The 20,749-nt window shown below is 70.0% G+C and carries 14 protein-coding genes and 1 pseudogene; 9 read left to right on the forward strand and 6 right to left on the reverse strand.

Features of this window, described 5'->3' with window-relative positions:
* Positions 1 to 23 precede the first annotated feature (23 nt).
* The 4 genes and pseudogenes from QE449_RS06260 (at position 24) to QE449_RS06275 (ending at position 7,892) form a co-directional block, all read left to right on the forward strand.
* Complete coding sequence (locus QE449_RS06260) at positions 24 to 3,338, forward strand: UvrD-helicase domain-containing protein (RefSeq protein WP_307108483.1); 3,315 nt, start codon at positions 24 to 26, stop codon at positions 3,336 to 3,338.
* Between the two features lie 5 nt (positions 3,339 to 3,343).
* Positions 3,344 to 5,213 (forward strand): annotated as a pseudogene (gene recD, locus QE449_RS06265) (exodeoxyribonuclease V subunit alpha).
* A 203-nt stretch (positions 5,214 to 5,416) separates the two neighbouring features.
* The gene (locus QE449_RS06270; protein WP_307108484.1) at positions 5,417 to 6,859 is read left to right on the forward strand and encodes a hypothetical protein; all 1,443 of its coding nucleotides are present in this window, start codon (positions 5,417 to 5,419) and stop codon (positions 6,857 to 6,859) included.
* A 46-nt stretch (positions 6,860 to 6,905) separates the two neighbouring features.
* A complete protein-coding gene (locus QE449_RS06275; protein WP_307108485.1) occupies positions 6,906 to 7,892 on the forward strand; it encodes a hypothetical protein in 987 nt (328 codons plus the stop codon).
* 4 nt (positions 7,893 to 7,896) lie between these two features.
* Here the strand turns inward: QE449_RS06275 and QE449_RS06280 are convergent, their stop codons facing one another.
* From QE449_RS06280 to QE449_RS06290, 3 genes are all read right to left on the reverse strand, one after another.
* Positions 7,897 to 9,333: a DUF2079 domain-containing protein gene (locus tag QE449_RS06280; protein ID WP_307108486.1), complete on the reverse strand. Its 1,437-nt coding sequence runs from the start codon at positions 9,331 to 9,333 to the stop codon at positions 7,897 to 7,899.
* 94 nt (positions 9,334 to 9,427) lie between these two features.
* The gene (locus tag QE449_RS06285) at positions 9,428 to 10,231 is read right to left on the reverse strand and encodes an ABC transporter permease (protein WP_027504944.1); all 804 of its coding nucleotides are present in this window, start codon (positions 10,229 to 10,231) and stop codon (positions 9,428 to 9,430) included.
* Positions 10,228 to 11,235, reverse strand: a complete 1,008-nt coding sequence (locus QE449_RS06290; RefSeq protein WP_307108487.1) for an ATP-binding cassette domain-containing protein — start codon at positions 11,233 to 11,235, stop codon at positions 10,228 to 10,230. Before QE449_RS06290 ends, QE449_RS06285 begins: the two co-directional genes overlap by 4 nt.
* A 189-nt stretch (positions 11,236 to 11,424) precedes the next feature.
* Here QE449_RS06290 and QE449_RS06295 point away from each other — a divergent pair, with 189 nt between their 5' ends.
* A complete protein-coding gene (locus QE449_RS06295; RefSeq protein WP_307091880.1) occupies positions 11,425 to 12,606 on the forward strand; it encodes an NAD(P)/FAD-dependent oxidoreductase in 1,182 nt (393 codons plus the stop codon).
* A 41-nt stretch (positions 12,607 to 12,647) separates the two neighbouring features.
* Here the strand turns inward: QE449_RS06295 and malQ are convergent, their stop codons facing one another.
* On the reverse strand, positions 12,648 to 14,747 hold the full coding sequence (malQ, locus tag QE449_RS06300) for a 4-alpha-glucanotransferase (protein WP_307091882.1): 2,100 nt from the start codon (positions 14,745 to 14,747) through the stop codon (positions 12,648 to 12,650).
* A gap of 109 nt (positions 14,748 to 14,856) precedes the next feature.
* On the opposite strand from malQ, the gene QE449_RS06305 reads away from it, so the two are divergent.
* The 4 genes from QE449_RS06305 (at position 14,857) to QE449_RS06320 (ending at position 18,331) form a co-directional block, all read left to right on the forward strand.
* Complete coding sequence (locus tag QE449_RS06305) at positions 14,857 to 15,957, forward strand: hypothetical protein (RefSeq protein WP_307091884.1); 1,101 nt, start codon at positions 14,857 to 14,859, stop codon at positions 15,955 to 15,957.
* A 106-nt stretch (positions 15,958 to 16,063) separates the two neighbouring features.
* A complete protein-coding gene (locus QE449_RS06310; protein WP_307091886.1) occupies positions 16,064 to 17,452 on the forward strand; it encodes an OFA family MFS transporter in 1,389 nt (462 codons plus the stop codon).
* Positions 17,449 to 17,574, forward strand: coding sequence for a hypothetical protein (locus QE449_RS06315; protein WP_307091888.1), 126 nt, complete (start codon positions 17,449 to 17,451; stop codon positions 17,572 to 17,574). Before QE449_RS06310 ends, QE449_RS06315 begins: the two co-directional genes overlap by 4 nt.
* Positions 17,567 to 18,331: a YqjF family protein gene (locus QE449_RS06320; protein WP_307108488.1), complete on the forward strand. Its 765-nt coding sequence runs from the start codon at positions 17,567 to 17,569 to the stop codon at positions 18,329 to 18,331. Before QE449_RS06315 ends, QE449_RS06320 begins: the two co-directional genes overlap by 8 nt.
* Here QE449_RS06320 and QE449_RS06325 read toward each other — a convergent pair.
* Entirely contained in the window at positions 18,328 to 19,551 is a 1,224-nt protein-coding gene (locus QE449_RS06325; RefSeq protein ID WP_307091890.1) for an SfnB family sulfur acquisition oxidoreductase, read from the reverse strand. The two genes, QE449_RS06320 and QE449_RS06325, sit on opposite strands and share 4 nt — an antisense overlap.
* Positions 19,548 to 20,729, reverse strand: a complete 1,182-nt coding sequence (locus tag QE449_RS06330; protein WP_307091892.1) for an LLM class flavin-dependent oxidoreductase — start codon at positions 20,727 to 20,729, stop codon at positions 19,548 to 19,550. The genes QE449_RS06325 and QE449_RS06330 overlap by 4 nt, the downstream gene beginning before the upstream one ends.
* Between the last annotated feature and the right edge of the window lie 20 nt (positions 20,730 to 20,749).

Genomic DNA, 20,749 nt, shown 5'->3' on the forward strand with positions numbered 1-20,749 from the left:
GCTCCCGAAGGTATGGAGCAGCGATGAGCACGTTCGATCTGACGGGGCCGCTCCCGCTGGGCACCACCGTGCTCGAGGCGAGCGCCGGCACGGGCAAGACCTACGCCATCGTGGGCCTCGCCGCCCGCTACGTCGCCGAGGGCGTCACCGACATCGCGGGCGTACTGCTGGTGACGTTCAGCAAGGGCGCGACGCGCGAGCTTCGCGAACGCACGCGTGCACGCTTCGCCGAGGTCGCGGCCGCCCTGGCGGATCCGTCGGCGGCCCGTACGGGCGGTGACGAGCTGATCGCACTGCTCGCCGACGTCGACGACGACGAGGTGGTGCTGCGGCGCACTCGGCTGCTGACGGCGCTGTCGGAGTTCGACGCCGGGACGATCGCCACGACGCACAGCTTCTGCCAACGCATGCTCGACGGACTCGGGATCGCGGGTGAGCGGGAGCCGGACGCGACCTTCGTCGAGTCCGTGGACGATCTCGTCGACGACGTGGTCGACGACCTGTATCTACGTCGCTACAGCGCAGAGGTCGGTTCGCCGCCACTGACCGTCGCGCAGGCGCGCACGGTGGCCCGGGCCGCGGTCTCGGACCGGCGGGCCGTGCTCAGTCCGGACGCTCCCGACGACACGGCGGCCGGTCAGCGGGTCGCGGTGGCCCGCGAGGCGCGGGAGGAGACCGAGCGCCGGAAGCGGAGGCTCGGAGTCCGTGACTTCGACGACCTCCTCGAACTCCTGCACGGCGTGCTGTCGGACGAGACGCACGGCCCGGCCGCGTGCGCGCGTGTCCGCGAGAAGTTCACGGTGGTGCTCGTCGACGAGTTCCAGGACACCGACCCGCTGCAGTGGTCCATCCTGCGGAGGGCGTTCCACGGGCACTGCACCCTGGTTCTCGTCGGTGATCCCAAGCAGGCCATCTATGCGTTCCGCGGCGCCGAGGTGCTCAGCTACCTCGACGCGGTCGCGGTGGCGGACCGGCATCTGGCACTCACCACCAACTGGCGGAGCGACGCGGCCGTGATCGGCTCGCTCGCGCACCTGTACGAGGGTGCCGCACTGGGACATCCCGACATCGTCGTCACTCCGGTGACGGCATCGCACCGGGAACCTCGGCTGCTGGCCGCCACGACGCGGGACCCGCTGCCTCCAGTGCGCCTGCGCGTGTTCGGTCGAACGGGCTCCGGTCCGCTGAACAACAAGGGCCTCCCGGCCACCGAGAAGGTTCGACTGCGTATCGCCGACGACGTCGCGCAGGACATCGTCGCGCTTCTCGACGGCGACGCGACGCTGACGGTCGACGGCGCGTCGCCGCGGCCTGTCGCTCCCGGAGACATCGCCGTGCTCGTCCGGTCGGGCAGACAGGCCGAGCAGGTGCGGTCCGCTCTCGAGCGCGCCGGCGTGCCGTCCGTGCTGTACGGCGGCTCGTCGGTGTTCGCCACCGAGTCCGCGGCGCACTGGCTGCTGCTCCTGCAGGCACTGGAACAACCGCACCGTGCCGACGTCGTGCGGCGCGCCGCGCTCACACCGTTGCTCGGATGGTCGGCTCGCAGCCTCGACGAGGGTGGCGACGCCGCGACCTCCGCACTGAGTGCGCGCTGCCGCGAGTGGTCCGCGCTCGTCACAGGGGTGGGCTTCGCGGCGATGGTCGAGAATCTCACCGGATCCACCGAGCTCCAGAAACGTCTGTTGGCAACCGAATCCGGTGAACGCGATCTGACGGACCTGCGGCACGTCGCGCAACTCGTCCAGCGCGAGTCGCTCGAGGGCGGACACGGGGTGACCTCGTTGACCCGCTGGCTGGCCGACCGGATCCAGGACCCCACGAGCGGCGCTGTGGCCGACCGCAGCCGACGGCTCGACAGCGATGCCGAGGCCGTGCAGGTGGCCACGGTGCACGCGATGAAGGGGTTGGAGTTCCCGATCGTGTACGTCCCGTTCGCGTGGGGTGCCGCCGGATCGTTCGATCCGGACACCCTGCTCTTCCACGATGACGAGGGTGCGCGTGTGCGCGACGTCGGTGGGTCCTCCACTCCGGGGTACCGCGAACGCAAGCAGCGCCACGACGAGGAGGCGGCGGGCGAGGAGATGCGCCTCCTCTACGTCGCTCTGACCCGCGCGCAGTGCCGTCTGGTGCTGTGGTGGGCACCGACGGCGATCACGGCGGCGTCCCCGTTGCATCGACTGCTCTTCGGCAGAGTGCCCGGCATCGCGGAACCGGAGTCGACGGTGCGCCTGCAGGACGATGCCTCCGCGGCGACGACCCTGCAGTCGCGCTGCGGCAGCGCGATCGGCGTCGAGGCGGTGCAGGACGTGACGGTGGTGGCCCGGCCCGCGCGGACGTCCGAGAGAAGCGGTGGCGCACTGGCCGTCGCGCACTTCGACCGGAGGCTGGACACCGCGTGGCGGCGAACGTCCTACTCTGCGCTGACCGCGGGCGCGCACGATCAGCCGGTCGAGGTCGTCGAATCCGAGGACCCGATACTCGGCGACGAACCGGTGGAGGACCCGTTCGCGGCAGGTGTGGGCGCGGGGGCCCCCTCGCTCATGAACGGTCTGCCCGCGGGAGCCGCGTTCGGCACCCTGGTGCACGAGATTCTCGAGTACGTCGACACCTCCGTCGACGATCTGCCTGCAGAGGTGCAGCGCCGGTGTGTCGAGGCCGTCTCGGCACACGGTGCCGACATCGACGCGGATCATCTCTCTCGGGCGCTGACGGCCGTCCTGCGCACGCCCCTGGACTTCGGCGCGGCGGGCACCGGCACGCTCGCCGAGGTCCACCCGTCGAACAGGCTCGCCGAGATGGACTTCGAGATCCCGTTGTCGGGCGGTGACCACGCCGCGACGGCGCACGTGACCGTGCACGCCGTCGCCGACCTCGTGGCGGACCACCTCGCTTCGGACGACGTGCTCGCGGCCTATCCGCAGCGGATGCGCCGACTCGACGACCGGACGCTCCGGGGCTACCTCACCGGCAGTGTCGACACGGTCCTGCGTGTCGGGTCGTCCGACGATTCCCGCTACGTGGTGGTGGACTACAAGACCAATCGCATCAGAAGTGGCGACCTCACCGTCGACGACTTCACGGTCGAGGACATGGCCGGCGAGATGATGGAGTCGCACTATCCGCTGCAGGCACTGCTCTATTCCGTTGCGCTGCATCGTTATCTCCGGTGGCGTCGGCCCGGGTACGACCCCCGCGTGCACCTCGGAGGAGTGCAGTACCACTTCGTCCGCGGCATGATCGGCCCGGACACTCCGCCCGGGCGCGGGGTCTTCTCCTGGGCGCCGTCCCCCGATCTCGTGACGGCGCTGTCCGATCTGCTCGCAGGAGTCCGGTCGTGACCGCGGTGTACCCGGGCGCTGTCGCGCAGCGCGGCAAGGGAGTGCTGCGCGCGTTCAACGACGTCGGCGTCCTCACCGCGGCCGACGTGCACGTCGCCCTCCGACTCGGCGCACTCGGCGGGGAACGGGACGAACTGGCGCTGTTCGCCGTGGCACTCGCCGTGCGCGCGGTCCGCGTCGGCTCGGTGTGCCTGGACCTGACCCGCCTGCGCGACGTCACGGCCGACGACGGGGTCGACACGGACGCTCTGCCGTGGCCGGACGACGCGGCGGTCGTGGCCGCCCTCCGGGCGAGCCCACTCGTCCTGGGCGGGGAGAGCGGTCCGCTGCGACCGGTGCTCGTGGTGGACACCGCGGACGGCCCGTTGCTCTACCTGCAGCGGTACTACCTGCAGGAGAAAGTGATCCGGGACGTGCTGGCGGCGCGCGCACTCGACGCGCCGGCCGTCGACGTGGAGGCGGTGCGGCACGGACTGGCCACCTACTTCCCGAGCACCGAGGTGCCCGACAGGCAGCGCATCGCGGCGGCACTCGCGGCGACCGGGTGGACCACCGTCATCGCGGGCGGCCCCGGAACGGGCAAGACGCACACGGTCGCTCGTATTCTCGCTCTGCTCACCGCCGTGCACGGCCCCGGTCTACGGATCGGGCTCGCCGCGCCGACCGGGAAAGCGGCTGCGCGACTGCAGGAGTCGGTGGCCGAGCAGGCACCGGAACTGGGACTGCGAGACGACATCCCGGCGATGACGGTGCATCGGCTGCTGGGCTGGCAGCCCGGCAGCCGCAGTCGGTTCCGCCACGACGCACACAACAGGCTCCCGTACGACGTGGTCGTCGTCGACGAGACGTCCATGGTGTCGTCCACACTGATGAGCCGACTCATGGAGGCGGTCCGCGCCGACACCAGGCTCGTACTGGTCGGCGATCCCGACCAGCTGACCTCGGTGGACGCGGGCGCGGTGTTGGCCGACCTGGTCGCGCGGCCGGTGACGGCGGCGTTGCCGGAGGTGGTCACTGCCCTGGTGGGCGCCGACCTCGGGTCCGTCCCTGCGGCGGGGGACTCGTCGGAGAAGAGTCTCTCGACGGGCGAGGTGCGCCGACTCGCCGCGGGCACCGTGCGACTGAGCCGCGGGCGTCGGTTCGGCGGTGTCATCGCCGATCTCGCCGTCGCTGTGCGTGACGGCGACGAGGACGAGGTGGTGCGCCTGCTGAACTCGGGCGATCCCGCCCTCGAGTTCGGTCCGCGGTCCGACGTGTCGTCGCTCGAACGCGATGTGGTCTCGACCGCCCGGGCCGTGACCGCGGCCGCCCGCGTCCGGTGATGCGGCCGCGGCCCTCGCTGCTCTCGAGCGGCACCGCCTGTTGTGCGCGCACCGTGAGGGCCCCTCCGGTGTGGATCACTGGGCACGGTGGGCGATGGACCGCGTGGGCGCCGACACCTCGACCTTCCTCGACGCCGCACAGTGGTATCTCGGGCAACCGCTCCTGGTGACGACGAACGACCACGACAACCGTATCTACAACGGCGACACCGGCGTGGTCGTCGACGACGGACACGGCGGCGTGGTCGCCGCGTTCGCGCGCGGGTCGACTCCGTTCCTCGTTCATCCCAGCAGGCTGTCGGCCGTGCAGACGGTGTACGCCATGACGATTCACCGCAGTCAGGGAAGCCAGTACGACACCGTGTCGGTGGTCATCCCGGACGAGACGTCGTCGCTGTTGACGAGGGAACTGCTGTACACGGCCATCACGCGCGCCCGCCGCACCGTGCGCATCATCGGCAGCGAGGAGTCGGTGCGCGCCGGTGTCCGTCGCCGGGTGCTGCGGGCCAGCGGACTGCGTCGCGACTCGCCGGTGCCCTTCGGTCACTCCTGATCCACCCCGCGCGCGGCGTCTCGTGGCAGTCGGTTGTCCGAGCACTGCCCGCACGTCGTGCGTGTGCGCTATATTCTCCTCGACTGCGGTCGGGGGGACCGTTACAGGCGGTGAAAACAGGACGGGGGACAGGGTATGAGGAGTCGTCACCACCTGCCTGTCGTCCGGTCCACCTCGGCACCGAGCTGCGACGAGCTCGCCTAGTGTCCACATTCCTCACCCCGGGCGTCGAACACGAACCGCGACCGCACCGCCGCGGGTTGTTCGGCTCGCACCCCGGGACCACCGAGAGCGAGGATCGGCGGGTCCTGTCCGGCGCTCTCCCCGTCCGACACCGCATCGTGATCGCCGACATCGGTCTCGGCGTGGATCTCGGCACCGATGCGTTGGCCGGGATGTCCGCCGCGGTCGGCGAGCGTCGGCCGGGGGGCGTGATCGCCTGGGATCTGGCCGGTGAGGCCACCGGGCACGGTGCCGCCGCGCAGATCGCCGAGGACGTCGAGGCCCTGGTGGCACCCGAGTGCGATCCGCGAGCACTGTCCCACTACGTCGACACCCGGCCCGAAGGGCACGATGCTCTCGGAGCGGATGCGTCGCTGCAGGACCCGCACGCCATCGAGGCCGTTCTGACCGTCCTGACGCACCACCGGCAGACCGTCGTCGTGCACGCCCGCAGCGACGAGCCGTACTTCGTCGCGATGATCGACGACGCGGACTCGATCGTCGTCCCGATTCCCCATTCCGAGGCCGCCGCACTGCGCGTCGTGGCACTGATGGACTCGCTCCGCGGCAGCGGCCGCGACACCTGGTCGGATCGCATCGTCGTCGTCAAACACGATGCGGTACATGCCGGTTCGCGGTCCGGCTCCACGGATCTGCGACGCGTGCTCGGGGATGCGGGCGTCCGCACCGTGCTGGACGTGCCGTCCATGTCGGACTCCGATGCGGACGTTCGCCGCGCCTGGTCGCACGTCGCCGCCGTCGTGATGCGGACGCGCGGGCCCGTACGCCCGATCGTTCCCGACGCGCACCCGGGTCTGCACGCCGACGACCACACACCCTCCTTCGACAGCACGACGGCGACACTGCGCGCGCGCTCTGCCGACACCCGGCCGAGTCGTCGCAGCGGGCGACTTCCCGCCCTCGCCGCCCTCGGTGCCCTTCTCGTCGCGGGAGGACTCGGCACCGCCGTCATGATGCAGCGCGCCCCCGCGGATTCCGCACCGGTGCCGGTCGCCACCGCGGGTGTCGGTGCGAGCGCGGCCGATCAGACCGCGTCGGCGGCGCCGCCGATCGATGCGGCCCGCGCGAGTGGTCCCGCCGTGATCGTGCGCTACGACGATCTGTACTACCGAGATCGCGACGCCGCAGCGGCCGCAGCGCTCTGGGATCTGTCCGACACGGCCGGTGTGGACGCCACGGTGGCCGATCTGCAGCGATCCATCGACGCGGTGGACCCGGCGATACGGCACCGCATCGACGTGGCGTCCACCTCCGACCCGCTCGTCTTCGACGCCGTCCTGACACTCACGGTTCCGGACGGCCGGGAGTTCCGGTACGACCAGCAGTTCACGGTGCGGGAGGACGACGACGGCTTCGCCATCGTCCGCAAGATCGACTGCACCGGCGTCTGTCCCGCTCCGTGACCCGTCTTCCGGCCCTCCTCCCGCCACGACTCGAGAGAGACACACGATGACGCACCGCGCGCCCGTACGCCGCCGACGCACAGTGGGATCCGGTCTGGCCGTGAGTGCGATGGCCGTGGGTGCCTGGGGGCTGGTGACCTGCGCGTCCGTCCTCGTCGCTCCCGCGGCGTCCGCTGCCCCGACATCGGTGAACGACGAACCGAACACGGCGGCGGAGAAGGTCGCCGAGAGCAGGCGTCGCGACGAGTTGTCGCAGAAGGAGCGCGCGGCAGAGGACGCGGAACGCGAACGCCAGGAGAAGGAAGCGAAGCAGGCAGCCGACGACCTCGCGGCGCAGGAAGCCGACGAGCGGAGAGAGCGGCGAGAGGACCAGGCCGCAGCCGTGCAGAACGGCACCGCGCCGGCGCCGGCACCGTTCGTCTTCCAGCTTCCGCCGCTTCCGTTCGAGATCCCCGGCGTCACGCCGCCCGCCCCGGCGGTCACGGCACCCGAGCCGGTCGCGCCGCCGGTCGACACGGCACCGCCGCCCCCCGCGACGGCCCCGGCTCCAGTGGTCGACGACGTCGCCGACGTCGTCGAGGTCGAGGAGGCTCCCGCGCCGACGCCGGCCGTCACGGCACCTGCCGCGCCGGCACCGGTTCCCGAGCCGGACCCCGCACCGTCGCGCCCCGACCCGACACCGGGTCCCGGCCCCGCGCCGCTCCCCGCCACTCCCCAGGTGCAGTCCGGTGGTCATGGGCCGCACACCGGCCCCGATCCGGATCGCGACCCGATCGATCCTCCGTCGCCGCCTCCCGGTGACGACGACGAGCCCCGTCAGCCGTCGCCGAGAGCTGCGACGATGAGCAACCCGGCTCCGCCGTCGGTGAGCAACCCGGCTCCGCCGTCGGTGAGCAACCCGGCTCCGCCGTCGGCGAGCAACCCGGCTCCGCTGTCGGCGAGCGACACCGCGCCGCAGTCGGTACAGCCGTCCGGAGAAGGTCGGCATGCGGCACCCGACCCGGGCTGGACGAATCCCGTTCCCGGACGCTGACCCGTCATCGACGAAGTACGAGGATGCCGTTCACGTCGGAGACGACCGAGTAACCGTCCGCGAGAGCTGCACTGATCGCCGTGTTGTCGCCCGACTCGTCCTTGGGCCACCCGGCGGGCCGGCCGATGTTCACGACGATCCAGTCCGGTGTCGTGGAATCGGTCTCCCGCTGCGGGAACACCGAGACGGGGTGGTCGGACACGAACTGCGGGACCAGGTTGTTGGAGGCCGACACGCGGTCCCCTGGCGGTATGGATGCCGACACGGCTCTCGCGGTGGTCACCTGCGGGTCGACGCGCCACCCGTCGGCGTCGGCGAGCCGAGCCAGCGGCTGGAAGGGCAGCGCGACCAGAGCGACGGCGGCGACGGCGGCGAGCACCACTCTCTGGGCACGCGGTGACAGGTGCATGTCGCGCCGACCGCGAATGAGTGCATCGATCAACGCGGCGAACAGGATCGGCATCAGGATCGCGTTGTAATGAAAGATCGGCTTCCAGAAATTGGTGTTGTCGCTGAGGAACCGCCATGCGACGGTGGGTACTGCCACCAGCGTCAACGGTGACCGCAGTGCTGCGAAGCCGGTGACGGCCAACAGCAGTAGCACGGTCGCGGCACGCGAGTCCCCGCTGACGAGACCGTGTGTCGTGTCGGCGATGCCCTCACCGAGGGGCGGAAGTTTCGAACCCTGACCGTAGGCGTCGTCGGCGCTCAGCAGCGGTATGACCACCGTGATGGCCAGCACGATCCACGCCGCGCCCCACGCGGCCGTCGCCAGGCCCAGAATCCGTGTGCGACCCGTGGTCCACCAGGCGATCAGGGCGCCGATCACGATGACGGTCAGCCCCATGTCCTCCTTGACGAAGACGAGCGGGAGCGTCCACGCCACCGCGGCACGCCAGTGCCCCTGGCCGAGCGCTGCCATGGCGAAGGCCAGCATCGGGACGCCGAAGGCGATCTCGTGGAAGTCGAAGTTCAGTGCCGACTGCAGGCCCCACGACAGTCCGTAGCCGAGGGCCACCACGATGCCCGCGACGGTGCCGAGGCTGCGGCACGCCCACCGGGAGAGGGGCACGACACCCACGGCGAACAGGACGCCCTGGGCGATCAGCAGGGTCTCGGGGACAGGGGCGAGTCGGTAGAAGGGCGCGAGCAGTGCGGTGATCGGAGAGAAGTGATCACCGAGCGTGTTGTAGCCCGTGCCCAGCAGATCCGACGTCGGCGCGTCGAGGCGTGCGTACGAGGCGATCTGCTGCACGAAGATGCCGAGGTCGAAACCGGAGGTGCGCAGCTGGTGCTGACCGACGACGGACAGTGCGCTGTAGAGCGGGGCGAGCAGGAGGAAGGCGATCGCCGGGACCGCGATGTCCGCGCGGCGGGCGCGACGCAGCATCTCCTGCGGTCGGCGCGCCCCGCCGGACGGGGCGGCCGCTGCAGTCTCCACAGAAGGTCTGGTTGCCGTCACAGGAGATAATTTCTACACGAACTTCGTGTGATCAGGCTGTGAACGCGAGGTGCGGCCGCCCCGGCTCAGCACGTCAGCGGCTCACCGCCTTGGTGTAGCGATGGATGGCGAACGGTACGAAGACGATCAGGATGAGGATCGACCATCCCACCGTCGCGAGCACCGGGTGTTGGAGTGGCCACGCGTCCGGAGGCGGCATCGTCGGGTTCGTGTTCCCGAACAGCACCCGGCTCGCTTGCGTGATGGCGGAGACAGGATTCCACTCGGCGATGGGTTGCAGGATCCCGGGCAGATCCTGACTCTGCACGAACGTGTTGGCGATGAACGTCAGCGGGAAGATGACGATGAAGCTGGCGTTGTTGAACACCTCGGGCGTCCGGATCCACAGTCCGATCACCGCCATCACCCAGGACAGTGCGTAGGCGAAGAGCAGCAGCAGCCCGAATCCCGCCGCGGCCTCCCAGAACGACGACCGGATGCGCCAGCCGACCAGCAGACCGGTCAGGGACATCACGACCAGGCTGATGACGTTGATGACGATGTCGCTGCTGGTCCGTCCGACGAGCACCGCGGACGGAGCCATGGGCAGGGAGCGGAAGCGGTCGATGATGCCCTTCTGCATGTCCTCCGCGAGCCCGAGGCCGGTCCACGTGGACCCGAAGATGACGGTCTGCGCGAAGATGCCGGCGATGAGGAACTCGCGGTAGGACATGCCGGGGATCTCGATGGCCGACCCGAAGATGTACGCGAAGACCAGGACGAACATGATCGGCGACAGCAGCGTGAAGACGATGAGGTCGGGAACGCGCTTGATCTTGATGAGGTTGCGTCGGGCGATGGTCGCGCCGTCGCTCAGCGCCGTGGTGGGTGAGTTCATCGGGCCGTCTCCTGTCCGCTGGGCTGCTGGTCGGCCGCGTCGGGCCGGGTCGACGTCTGGCCGGTGAGAGTGAGGAAGACGTCGTCGAGGCTGGGCTTGCCCAGCGAGGCGTCGGCAGGGGTGACGCCGTTCTCGCGGAGCAGGACCAGCGCGTCGACGAACGTGGTGGTCCCGTCGTCCGCACCGACCGTGAGCCGCCGGGACGCGGCATCGGAGGTGACCTGACCCGGTGCGAAACGCTCCATGACGCCCTGCGCCGTCGTCAGATCGCCGTCCGTGTCGAAGGCGAACTCCAGCCTGGCTCCGCCCACTCGCGACTTCAGTTCGTCGGCGGTGCCGCGCTCGATGACGCGACCACGATCGATCACCGCGATCTCGTCGGCCAGCTGGTCCGCTTCCTCGAGGTACTGGGTGGTGAGGAGCAGGGTCGTCCCGCCCTGCACCAGTTCCTCGATCACCGACCACAGCTCGAGGCGGGCGCGAGGATCGAGCCCGGTGGTGGGCTCGTCGAGGAAGAGGACCGGTGGATCGGCGACGAGGGCGCCCGCCAGGTCCAGGCGTCGGCGCATCCCACCCGAGTAGCCCTTGACCGGCCGGTCGGCCGCCTTGACGAGGTCGAACCGTTCGAGCAGTTCACGTGCCCGATCACGGCTGCGCTTCTTCCCGAGGTGGTACAGCCGGCCGACCATGTCGAGGTTCTCGAAGCCCGTCAGATACTCGTCCACCGCGGAGTACTGCCCCGAGACGCCGATGCGTGAGCGGAGTTCCGCCGCGTCGGCGACGACGTCGAGGCCCGCCACCCGTGCGGTGCCGGCGTCGGCCCGCAGCAGTGTGGTGAGCACGCGGATGGTGGTGGTCTTCCCGGCTCCGTTGGGCCCGAGCAGTGCCATGACCGTGCCCTCGGGCACCTCGAGATCGAGACCGTCGAGTGCGTCGACGCCCCCGTACCGTTTGACGAGGCCGACCGCGCTGATGGCGGTGGCACCCGAACTGCGTGAGGCCATGAGACTTCCCTTCCGGACGTGACACGACGATGCGCCCGTCGGATGTGACTCGGCCGAGCGTCGGAACTCATCACAGCACGCAGGTACGACACGGTCGGGTTTCCGCGGAGTCCGCATCGGCTACTCCCTGTGCAGGTGACGCGCGGCCCGACTCGGTCGGCGCGCACGGCTCATGAAGAGGGGTACAACGTGTCCGAGTACGACTACGTCATCGTCGGTGGAGGAATGGTGGCCGACAACGCCGCCAAGGGGATCCGCGAGCACGACGAGAACGGCACCATCCTCGTCGTCGGCTCCGACGTCGACGGTCCCTACACCCGCCCCGCGCTGAGCAAGAAGTTGTGGACCGACGCGGAGTTCACCACCGACGAGGTGCCGTTGGGCACCGAGGAGACGGGTGCGACGCTGGTGCTGTCGACGACGGTCACGTCGATCGATCGCGACGCCCGCACGGTGACCACCGACAAGGGGGACACCCACCACTACGGATCGCTGTTGCTGGCGACCGGGGCGACCCCGACGACGCTGGACCTGCGTCCGTCCGAGCGGGTCGTCTACTTCCGCACCTTCGCGGACTACCGGCGCCTGCGGGCGCTGGCGACGGAGGGCACCCGCATCGTCGTGGTGGGCGGTGGTTACATCGGCACCGAGATCGCCGCGGCGCTCGCGCAGAACAAGGTCACCGTCACCCTGGTGAGCAGTGACGACGTGGTGGGCGGCCACATGTTCCCCGCGGACCTCGCGTCGGTGTTCCAGCAGGACTTCGAGGACCACGGCGTCACGGTCCGCACGGGTGTGAAGGTCGACTCCGGTGCGCAGCAGGGCAATGCGGTGTCGCTGACCCTCAGCGACGGTTCCACGATCGATGCCGACGCGGTGGTCTTCGGGCTCGGCGTGACGCCGAACACCGACCTCGCGGAGCAGTCGGGGCTCGACGTCGACAACGGCATCGTGGTCGACGAGTTCCTGCGCACGGCGGACGAGCACGTCTACGCCGCGGGCGACGTCGCCAACTACCCCGACGCGATCCTGGGCCGTCGTCGCATCGAGCACGTGGACAACGCCAACAGCATGGGAAAGACGGTCGGCAAGATCATGGCCGGCTCCACCGAGCCGTACACGTACACGCCGTACTTCTACTCCGACGTGTTCGACAACGGTTACCAGGCGGTGGGCACGATGAGCACCGACCTCAGGACGGTCGAGGACTGGAAGACGCCCGGCAAGGAGGGTGTCGTGTACTACCTCGACGACGACTCCGTGCTGCGCGGTGTGCTGATGTGGAACGTGTGGGAAGGACTCGACACCGCGCGCGAGATGCTGAAGAGCGGCGAGAAGCGCGACGACGAGTCCCTGCTCGGCGCGATCTGACGACCACCCTCACCCCGCCGCGTCGGCGGGGTGAGGGCGTCTCAGTACTGCACCAACGGGTCCGCGCGCCGCAGGTCCTCCACCGAGACCGCGCGGCCCGTGGCGTCGGCGAGGGGAACGCGCCAGTTCCGATACTGGGTCTCGTCGGTTCCCGGCTGGTTCTGGATGCGGTGCTCGCCGACCATGTCCACCAGTGCCACTCCGATGAGCAGGGACGGGCTGCGCTGGATCAGCCGGTACAGCGCCGCGACCGTCTCCCCGGTGGACGCACCGTCCGCGAGCAGGCCACGCTCGCGCGCGAGATCCAGCACGGACTCACGCTGTTCCTCGTCCTGCGCACGCTCCTCGTCGACGGCTCTCTCGAGGAGGCCGAGCCGCGATCGCAGATCGATGTGCTCACCCGCCAGGTACCCGGCGGTGGGCGGCAGGTCGTGGGTGGTCACCGAGGTCAGGCACAGCTCGCGGTACTTCTCCGGAGCGATGGGGCCGTCGTCGTCCCGCTCGAACCACAGGATGGACGTGCCCAGCACGCCCCGCTCGGCCAGGTAGTCCTGGACGACGGGTTCGAAGACGCCGAGATCCTCACCGATGACCACGGCGCCGGCCAGTTCCGCCTCGAGCGCGAGGATGCCGATGAGCGCCTCGTGGTCGTACGTGACATAGGTGCCGCCCGCGGGAGTCTCGGCATCGGTGGGGATCCACCAGAGCCGGAACAGTCCGAGGATGTGGTCGACCCGCAGCCCGCCCGCGTGCTTGAGCACGGTGCGCAGCATGTCGCGATACGGTGCGTACCCGAGTTCGGCCAGTCGGTCGGGCCGCCAGGGTGGCTGGTTCCACTGCTGCCCTTGCTGATTGAAGTCGTCCGGGGGAGCGCCGACGGTCACGCCCTCGGCCAGTGCGGAACCCAGGGACCAGGCGTCGGCACCCGAGAGCTGCACTCCCACAGCCAGATCGTGCACGACACCGATGGCCATTCCGGCCCGGTGCGCGGTGGCCTGCGCCTCGGCCAGCTGCTCGTCGCAGATCCACTGGAGCCAGCTGTGGAACTCGATGCGATGCGCGAGTTTCGCCTGCTGCCGCTGGACCCACGGCGTGCCGGGGGCGGCGGCCTTCGTCTGCCATCGCGTGTCGTCCGGCGACAGCTTCTCCGTCAGTGCGCACCACGTCGCGAAGTTGTGCAGGCCCACGCCCTCCGCGGCGCGGAACTCGTCGAACGCGGCCTGGCGGGACGCGCTCCGCGGAACGAGGAAGATCGCTTCGAGCGCGCGGAGTTTCGCGCGCAGAGATTTGTCCCTGTCCAGATCGTCCGTGCGACCGTCGGCGCGGTGCAGTCGGCGCGCGGTGTCGCGGATGCGGGCATACCTGTCGCGCGGCAGCATCGCTGTCTCGCGGATGTTCTCGACGCGGATGTAGAGCGGATTGAAGAATCGACGGGTGGTCGGCAGATAGGGCGAGGCCTCGATCGGTGGCCGCGGCGCCGCGGCGTGCAACGGATTGACCAGGACGTAGTCCGCCCCGTGCTCGCCGCCCAGGATCGCCGCCATGTCGGCCAGATCGGCCAGATCGCCGATGCCCCACGACTGTGCGGACCGGATGGAGTAGAGCTGCGCCAGCACGCCCCATCGTTGACGATCGGACAGTGCCTCGGCGGTGGACAGACGGGCCGGCGTGACGACCAGCGTGCACGACGCCTCGAGACCGTCGTCCCCCTCCGCGCGCAGCGTGTGCCATCCGAGCGGGAGATCGACCGGGACGGCGAACGTGGCTCGGCCGACGAGGGCGCCGTCGATCTCGCGGGGGTCGACCCAGACGTCCTGCTGAGCCGCCTCGCGCGTGCCGCCGTCCTCGAGCTCGACGGTGACCGTCACGGACGTCCCGTGCGGCACGTGGACGGGAACGTGGTGGTCCTTGCCGGACGTGACCACGACGACCGCCGGCACGGTGCGCCGCCAGGGTGCCTCGTCGTGATCGACGATCGCGGTCTCGATGTCGTCGTCGCTGTCGACGGGCACGTCGAGCGCCGTCAGGACCGAGCGGAGGGTGGATTCACCGACGTCGCGGCGGGCCTTGTCCCACCCCTCGTACGACGTGGCGACGCCGTGGAGCCCGGCGAGGTGGCGTAGTCGTTCGATGTTCGTCACGCTTCGATGGTAGTGCCGCGCGGGGGTGGCCGCGGACGTGAGAACCGTGTCCCGACTCGATCTGGAACACTGGTGGCACCTGCAGAATCGGTGGGGGAGGTGGAGAACGGTGACGAGTGACCCCGCGGACATACGTGCCCGTCGAGCGGACACCGTGCGGACCATCGCCGAGTCGACGCGCATCGAGTCGGACCGGTCCGGACGCGCTCACGAGCCGCTGTCCGACCGCGCCGCGCTGCTCGTCGCACTGGGTCGTCTCGACGAGGAGACGCGCGGCATCGCGCTCACGCGCCTGCGCGCCGGCCGGAAGTTCCCCGCACTGGGCGGATTCGGCACCCTGCGGCTGATCACGGAGGAGCTGCACTGGATCGACGGTCGCACGGCCGTACTGCGCACCGGGCCCACGCGCCTGGCTCTGCTGCAACGGCACGTGCTGCTCGAACGTCGACTGGGGTCGTACCGCACGCGGTTCGTGATGAGTTCCGGTCACTACGCGTCGGGGGTCCGCGCGATCCGCCGGGAGCGGCGCGAGGGCATCCACCTCGACGTCGACCAGCGCACCGCCCTCTTCGAGGCGTTGCGGCACACGCCGACTCCGCTCGGTGTCGGACCCGGTCCACTCTCGCGAGCCCGAGGGATCCTCGGCGGCGCCGCGGCGGAGCGCCTCGACACGCTGCACGCGCGGGGCGCCGACGTCGTCCGCACCCTCGCGGGCACGGACGCGGATCGGTTCGCCGATCGCTACGACACCCTGCTGTTCCTCGCCGGGATGTACCACGACCGGATCCTCTCCTCGCGGATCTGGCGCTCGGACCTGTTCGCGGTGGCCCGGGCGCAGCTCGACCCGGGAACCGAACTGGTGCAGATCGCAGTGGACGTGGTCGCACTCGCCCAGTTGGACGCGGAACTCACCGCGGCCTTCGAGGCGCAGGGGGACACGGTGGACGAGGAGGGTCGACGCGAGGTGCTCGTGCGCCGAGCCGATCTCATCCCGGTGTGGGATCAGGTGATCGACCGGGTCGCCGCGTTGTCACGCGTGGTCGACGAGATCGCGGTGGCGGAGATCGAGCACCGGAGCCTGGACGCCGTGCAGCGCACCGTGGGCCTCGACCAGCGCATCGACGATCTCATCTCCCGGTCCGGTACGCGGGAGATCTCGGCCGACAACACCCATTCGGTGTCCGATCAGATCTCGCGGGACACGCTCTGACGTGCGCCCGTGCCTTCGTCCTGTTTGGAACGAGTCGGATCGGTGAAAGTACGGTAGTACGCGGTCGACCTCTGAGCGCGTGACCCGCGCCGGAAGGACGACCTCCATGCCAGCAGTACTCGAACGCGCCCGTATCGTCGCGCCACCGGGATGGAGCCGTTGGCTCATTCCGCCGGCCGCCCTCGCGATTCATCTCGCGATCGGCCAGGCCTACGCGTGGAGCGTGTTCAAGGCCGCCATCTCCTCCGACACCGCCATGGGACTGAGCGGGACGATGACCGCGATCCCGTTCCAGCTGGCCATCGTCATGCTCGGCCTCTCCGCAGCCGTGCTCGGGACGAAGGTGGAGACGCACGGTCCGCGGTGGGCCATGACGATGTCGCTCCTCTTCTTCTGCTCCGGGCTGCTCATCTCCGCCCTCGGCATGAGCCTCGACCAGTTCTGGTTGGTGATCGTCGGATACGGACTCGTCGGCGGCATCGGCCTCGGCATCGGGTACATCTCCCCGGTCTCCACGCTGATCAAGTGGTTCCCCGATCGCCCGGGCATGGCGACGGGTATCGCGATCATGGGATTCGGCGGCGGCGCCCTGGTGGCCTCGCCCCTGACCACCAAGCTCCTGTCCGCGTACGGCGGCAACACCGATGCGTCGATCGCCACGACGTTCCTCACGCTCGGCCTCGGCTACGCCGTCTTCATGGCGCTCGGCGTCGTGCTGATCCGGGTTCCCGCCGACGACTGGAAGCCGGCCGGGTGGACGCCACCGCAGACCCCGGCGGGTCAGCACACCGCACGCGTGTCCGCGGCGAACGCCGTCAAGACCCCGCAGTTCTGGTTGCTGTGGATCGTGTTGTGCTTCAACGTCACCGCCGGCATCGGTATCCTCGAGCGCGCCGCGGGCATCTACACCGACTTCTTTCCCGACCCCACCGCCCCGGAATCCGTGGTGGCAGCGGCCGCGGGCTTCGTCGCATTCCTCTCGCTGACGAACATGCTCGGCCGGTTCGTGTGGTCGTCGGTGTCCGACCTGGTGGGTCGCAAGAACATCTATCGTCTCTACCTCGGTGTGGGCGCGCTTCTCTACCTGTACATCTCGCTCTTCACGAACACGAACAAGGTCCTGTTCCTCGTCAGCGCGATGGTGATCCTGTCGTTCTACGGTGCAGGCTTCGCCACGGCGCCCGCCTACCTGCGTGACCTGTTCGGTACCTATCAGGTCGGTGCCATCCACGGACGACTGTTGACGGCCTGGTCGGTCGCGGGCGTGCTCGGACCACTGATCGTCAACGCGATCGCCGACCTCGGCGAGGAGGGAACCACCGGACGGTACGTTCCCGCGTTCGTGACGATGATCGTCCTGCTGTCCATCGGCTTCATCGCGAACGAACTGATCAAGCCCGTGGATCCGAAGTACTCGGAGCCGGACCCGGAGGCGACGACGCCGGGCACTGTGACCGACGAGGGCACGAACGACAAGAACGAGGCGACGGTATGAGCGAGACGGAGCAGGGCGCGCGTGTGCCCGTCGTGGTGGTGTCCTGGCTGTGGGTCGGGGTTCCCTTCGCCTGGGGTGTCTACGAGCTGATCCTCAAGGCCAAGAACCTCTTCGGTGCGTGACCGGAGCGTCGATCTCTGGCCTCGCCCGCCTGTTCTGCCGCGCCCCGTGATCATGGACCAGCGGTGGGAACGCCTCGTGTTCATGCACTGGCGTGTCGCCCCGGACGTCGTCGCGCCGTTGCTGCCTCGCGGCATCGTCCCCGACACGATGGACGGGTACACCTATGTCGGACTGATCGGCTTCGAGATGGTGGGGGCCGGGTTGGGGTACGGCCGACCGGTACCGCGACTCGGAACCTTCGGCGAGATCAACGTGCGGCTCTACAGCCGCGACGGTGACGGTCGCCGAGGGGTCGTGTTCCGTTCTCTCGACGCCACCCGTGCCGCAGTGGTGCTGGCCACGAACGCGGCGGGGGTGCGGTATCGCTGGTCGCACATCGACATCGTCGACGACGGTGATCCTCGGAACCGGGTCGTCGGCTACCGCTCTCGTCGACTGGCACCGCCGCACCGTGGTGCGACGACGGACTTCACCGTGTCCCCCGGCGACACCGACATGTCCGACGATCCGCTGTCGGTGTTCCTCACCGCTCGGTGGGGGATGCACACGTCCGTCGCGGGCCGACCCGTCTTCGTCCCCAACACCCACCGCCGGTGGCCGCTGCGCGCGGCGACCCTGGTGCGCTGCGACGACCAGCTCATGGCCGCGGCGGGCGTGGGGGACCTGGCCGCCCGTCCGCCGGACTCCGTGCTGTACTCCGACGGTGTCCGGACGCAGTTCGGCCGTCCCTACGCCGCGACACCGGTGCGCGACTAGATCAGTCCGTGGCGCGGCGGGTGCGCCCCGGTCAGCGCGTACCGGCCGACGTGCTGAGTCTTCCATCGCACAGGGTCGTGGAGCGTGTGGGTCCTCGCGTCGCGCCACAGCCTGTCCAGCCGTAGAGAGGCTGCGGCACTGCGAGTTCCGCCCGCGTCGAACAGTGCCGTGGTGGCGTCGAGGGACGCACGCGCCGAGGCGACCTTGGCCGCTGCTGTCGCGATGGAGGCCGCCGCGGCGCTGTCCGTTGTGAGCTCGCGCTCGGCCACGTCGATCGCCTCGCCGGCCTCGCGCACGAGCGCCTCGGCCCCGCGCACCCCGATCTCCACCTCGCCGAACTGCTGCAGCAGCAACGGATCCCGGTCGGCCGTCGCCACGTCGGCGTCCACCGGAGGGCGAGCGACGACCACGACGTCGCGAGCGGTGTCGACGGCGGCGCGGGCGATGCCGGCATCGATGGCGGCGTGCAGCAGCTGAGCGCGCGCCCCGTAGGTGGTCGCGTCGTCGAAGAGGGCGGAGTACGGCACGAGGGAGTCGGTGGGCACCACGACGTCCGTCAGGGTCACGGTGCCGCTGGCCGTCGTGCGCTGCCCGAGCCCGTCCCAGTCGTCCTCGACGAGCACCCCGGGTGCGTCCGCCGGGATGTAGGCCAGCACCTTCCGGCTCTGATCACCCTGCTCGCCGGGGCCCGCCTGCACGCCGCGGACCACCAACCAGTGTGCGAAGAGCGCGCCCGTCGAGTAGTACTTGGTGCCGTTCAGCGACGAGGTGCCGTCCGGACGGGACGTCACCGTGGTCCGGTCGACCGCGATGGAGGGTGTGCCGCGCTCGCTCTGGGCGTTGGCGAAGCGGCGACCGGCGAGGGCCTCGGCGAAGAAGCGTCGCTGTTGCTCCGTCGATCCCTGTCGCCGCAGCGCGTCGAGGAAGGTCATGTGGCTCTGCGGTATCTGCGCGATGCTGGCGTCCCCGCGAGCGAGCGAGAGGAACACCGAGGCGAGGGTGCGCGCCGAGACCGGCCTGCCGCCGAACTCCGCGGGCACGGTGATGCCCAGCAGCCCCGACGCGGACAGCAGGTCCAGTTCCGGGCCGGGCAGCCGTCGATCGCGGTCACGTTCGATCGCGGACGGGGCGATCTTCGCCCCGAGCGCGGCGGCGACGGCCAGCGCAGCGTCGTCGTCGAGCACTGGCGGCAGGGTCTTCGGGCCGGGTTCGGTGGTCATCGGGCGGGGAGGAACGGGGTGTGGCCCGTGGCGCGTGCCGCGGCGCCGCCGGAGAACAATCCGCGGCTGCGCAGCTGGGGGATGACACCCTCGCCGAACCAGTACAGCTCCTCGAGGTGTGGATAACCGGAGAGAACGAACTCGTCGATGCCGACGGCCGCGTACTCCGCGATGCGATCGGCCACCTCGGTGTGGCTCCCGACGAGGGCCGTTCCGGCTCCGCCGCGCACCAGGCCGACACCGGCCCACAGGTTGGGGGAGATCTCGAGTGCGCGCGGGTCCTTCCAGGACCCGGTCCTGCGGCTCTCCTCGTGCAGGGCGAGCATCGCGCGCTGGCCCACCGACTCGCTCCGCGCCAGGTTGGACTGCGCCGTCGCGACGGCGTCCTCGCCGAGCGCCTCGACGAGCGCGCCAGCCTGCTTCCAGGCCTCCTCGGACGTGTCGCGGGTGATCACATGCAGGCGGATGCCGAAGCGCACGGTGCGTCCGCGCTCGGCCGCGAGTCCGCGGATCCACTCGATCTTCTTCGCCACGGCCGCGGTCGGCTCACCCCACGTGAGATAGACGTCGGAGTGGTCCGCCGCCACCGGGCCCGCAGCGGGAGAGGAGCCGCCGAAGTACAGCGGAGGCGTGGGGTCGGGGAGGAACGGCAGCGACGCGTCCTCGACCTGGATGTGCGTGCCCTGGTGCGTCACCGACTCGCCGCGCCAGAGGCCGCGGACGATGGTGAGGAACTCGTCCGTGCGGGCGTACCGCTCGTCCTTGGACAGGTGATCGCCGTACTGACGCTGCTCGTGAGCCTCGCCCCCGGTGACGACGTTGAGCAGGAGTCGGCCGGGCGCATGGTTGCTGAACGTCGCCGACATCTGCGCCGCGAGGGTCGGGCTGATCAGACCCGGTCGGAAGGCGATGAGGAATGCGAGCTTCTCGGTCTCGCGGGCGAGCATCGCCGTGGTGAGCCACGCGTCCTCGCACCACGCGCCGGCCGGGGTGAGTGCACCGGTGAAGCCGAACTCCTCGGCCGCGCGGCCGATGGACGACAGGTACCCGATGCTCGCGCGACGATCTCCGCCCGCGGCGCCGACTCGCGTGCCGTGTCCGCCGCCGACGATCGACCTGCTGTCGCCGTAGGTGGGAAGGAACCAGTGCAGGGCGAGAGAAGAGTTGTCGAGGGTCACTCGTCCCACCGTAGGACCGT

The organism is Rhodococcus sp. SORGH_AS_0303 (genome assembly GCF_030819335.1).
Lineage (GTDB): Bacteria > Actinomycetota > Actinomycetes > Mycobacteriales > Mycobacteriaceae > Rhodococcoides.

Bases quoted from the DNA above. Each gene is read 5' to 3' on its own strand.
- QE449_RS06285 (WP_027504944.1), bottom strand. From the start codon at position 10,231: ATGAACTCACCCACCACGGCGCTGAGCGACGGCGCGACCATCGCCCGA.
- QE449_RS06275 (WP_307108485.1), top strand. From the start codon at position 6,906: ATGACGCACCGCGCGCCCGTACGCCGCCGACGCACAGTGGGATCCGGT.
- QE449_RS06325 (WP_307091890.1), bottom strand. From the start codon at position 19,551: ATGACCACCGAACCCGGCCCGAAGACCCTGCCGCCAGTGCTCGACGAC.
- QE449_RS06290 (WP_307108487.1), bottom strand. From the start codon at position 11,235: ATGGCCTCACGCAGTTCGGGTGCCACCGCCATCAGCGCGGTCGGCCTC.
- QE449_RS06260 (WP_307108483.1), top strand. From the start codon at position 24: ATGAGCACGTTCGATCTGACGGGGCCGCTCCCGCTGGGCACCACCGTG.
- QE449_RS06310 (WP_307091886.1), top strand. From the start codon at position 16,064: ATGCCAGCAGTACTCGAACGCGCCCGTATCGTCGCGCCACCGGGATGG.
- QE449_RS06315 (WP_307091888.1), top strand. From the start codon at position 17,449: ATGAGCGAGACGGAGCAGGGCGCGCGTGTGCCCGTCGTGGTGGTGTCC.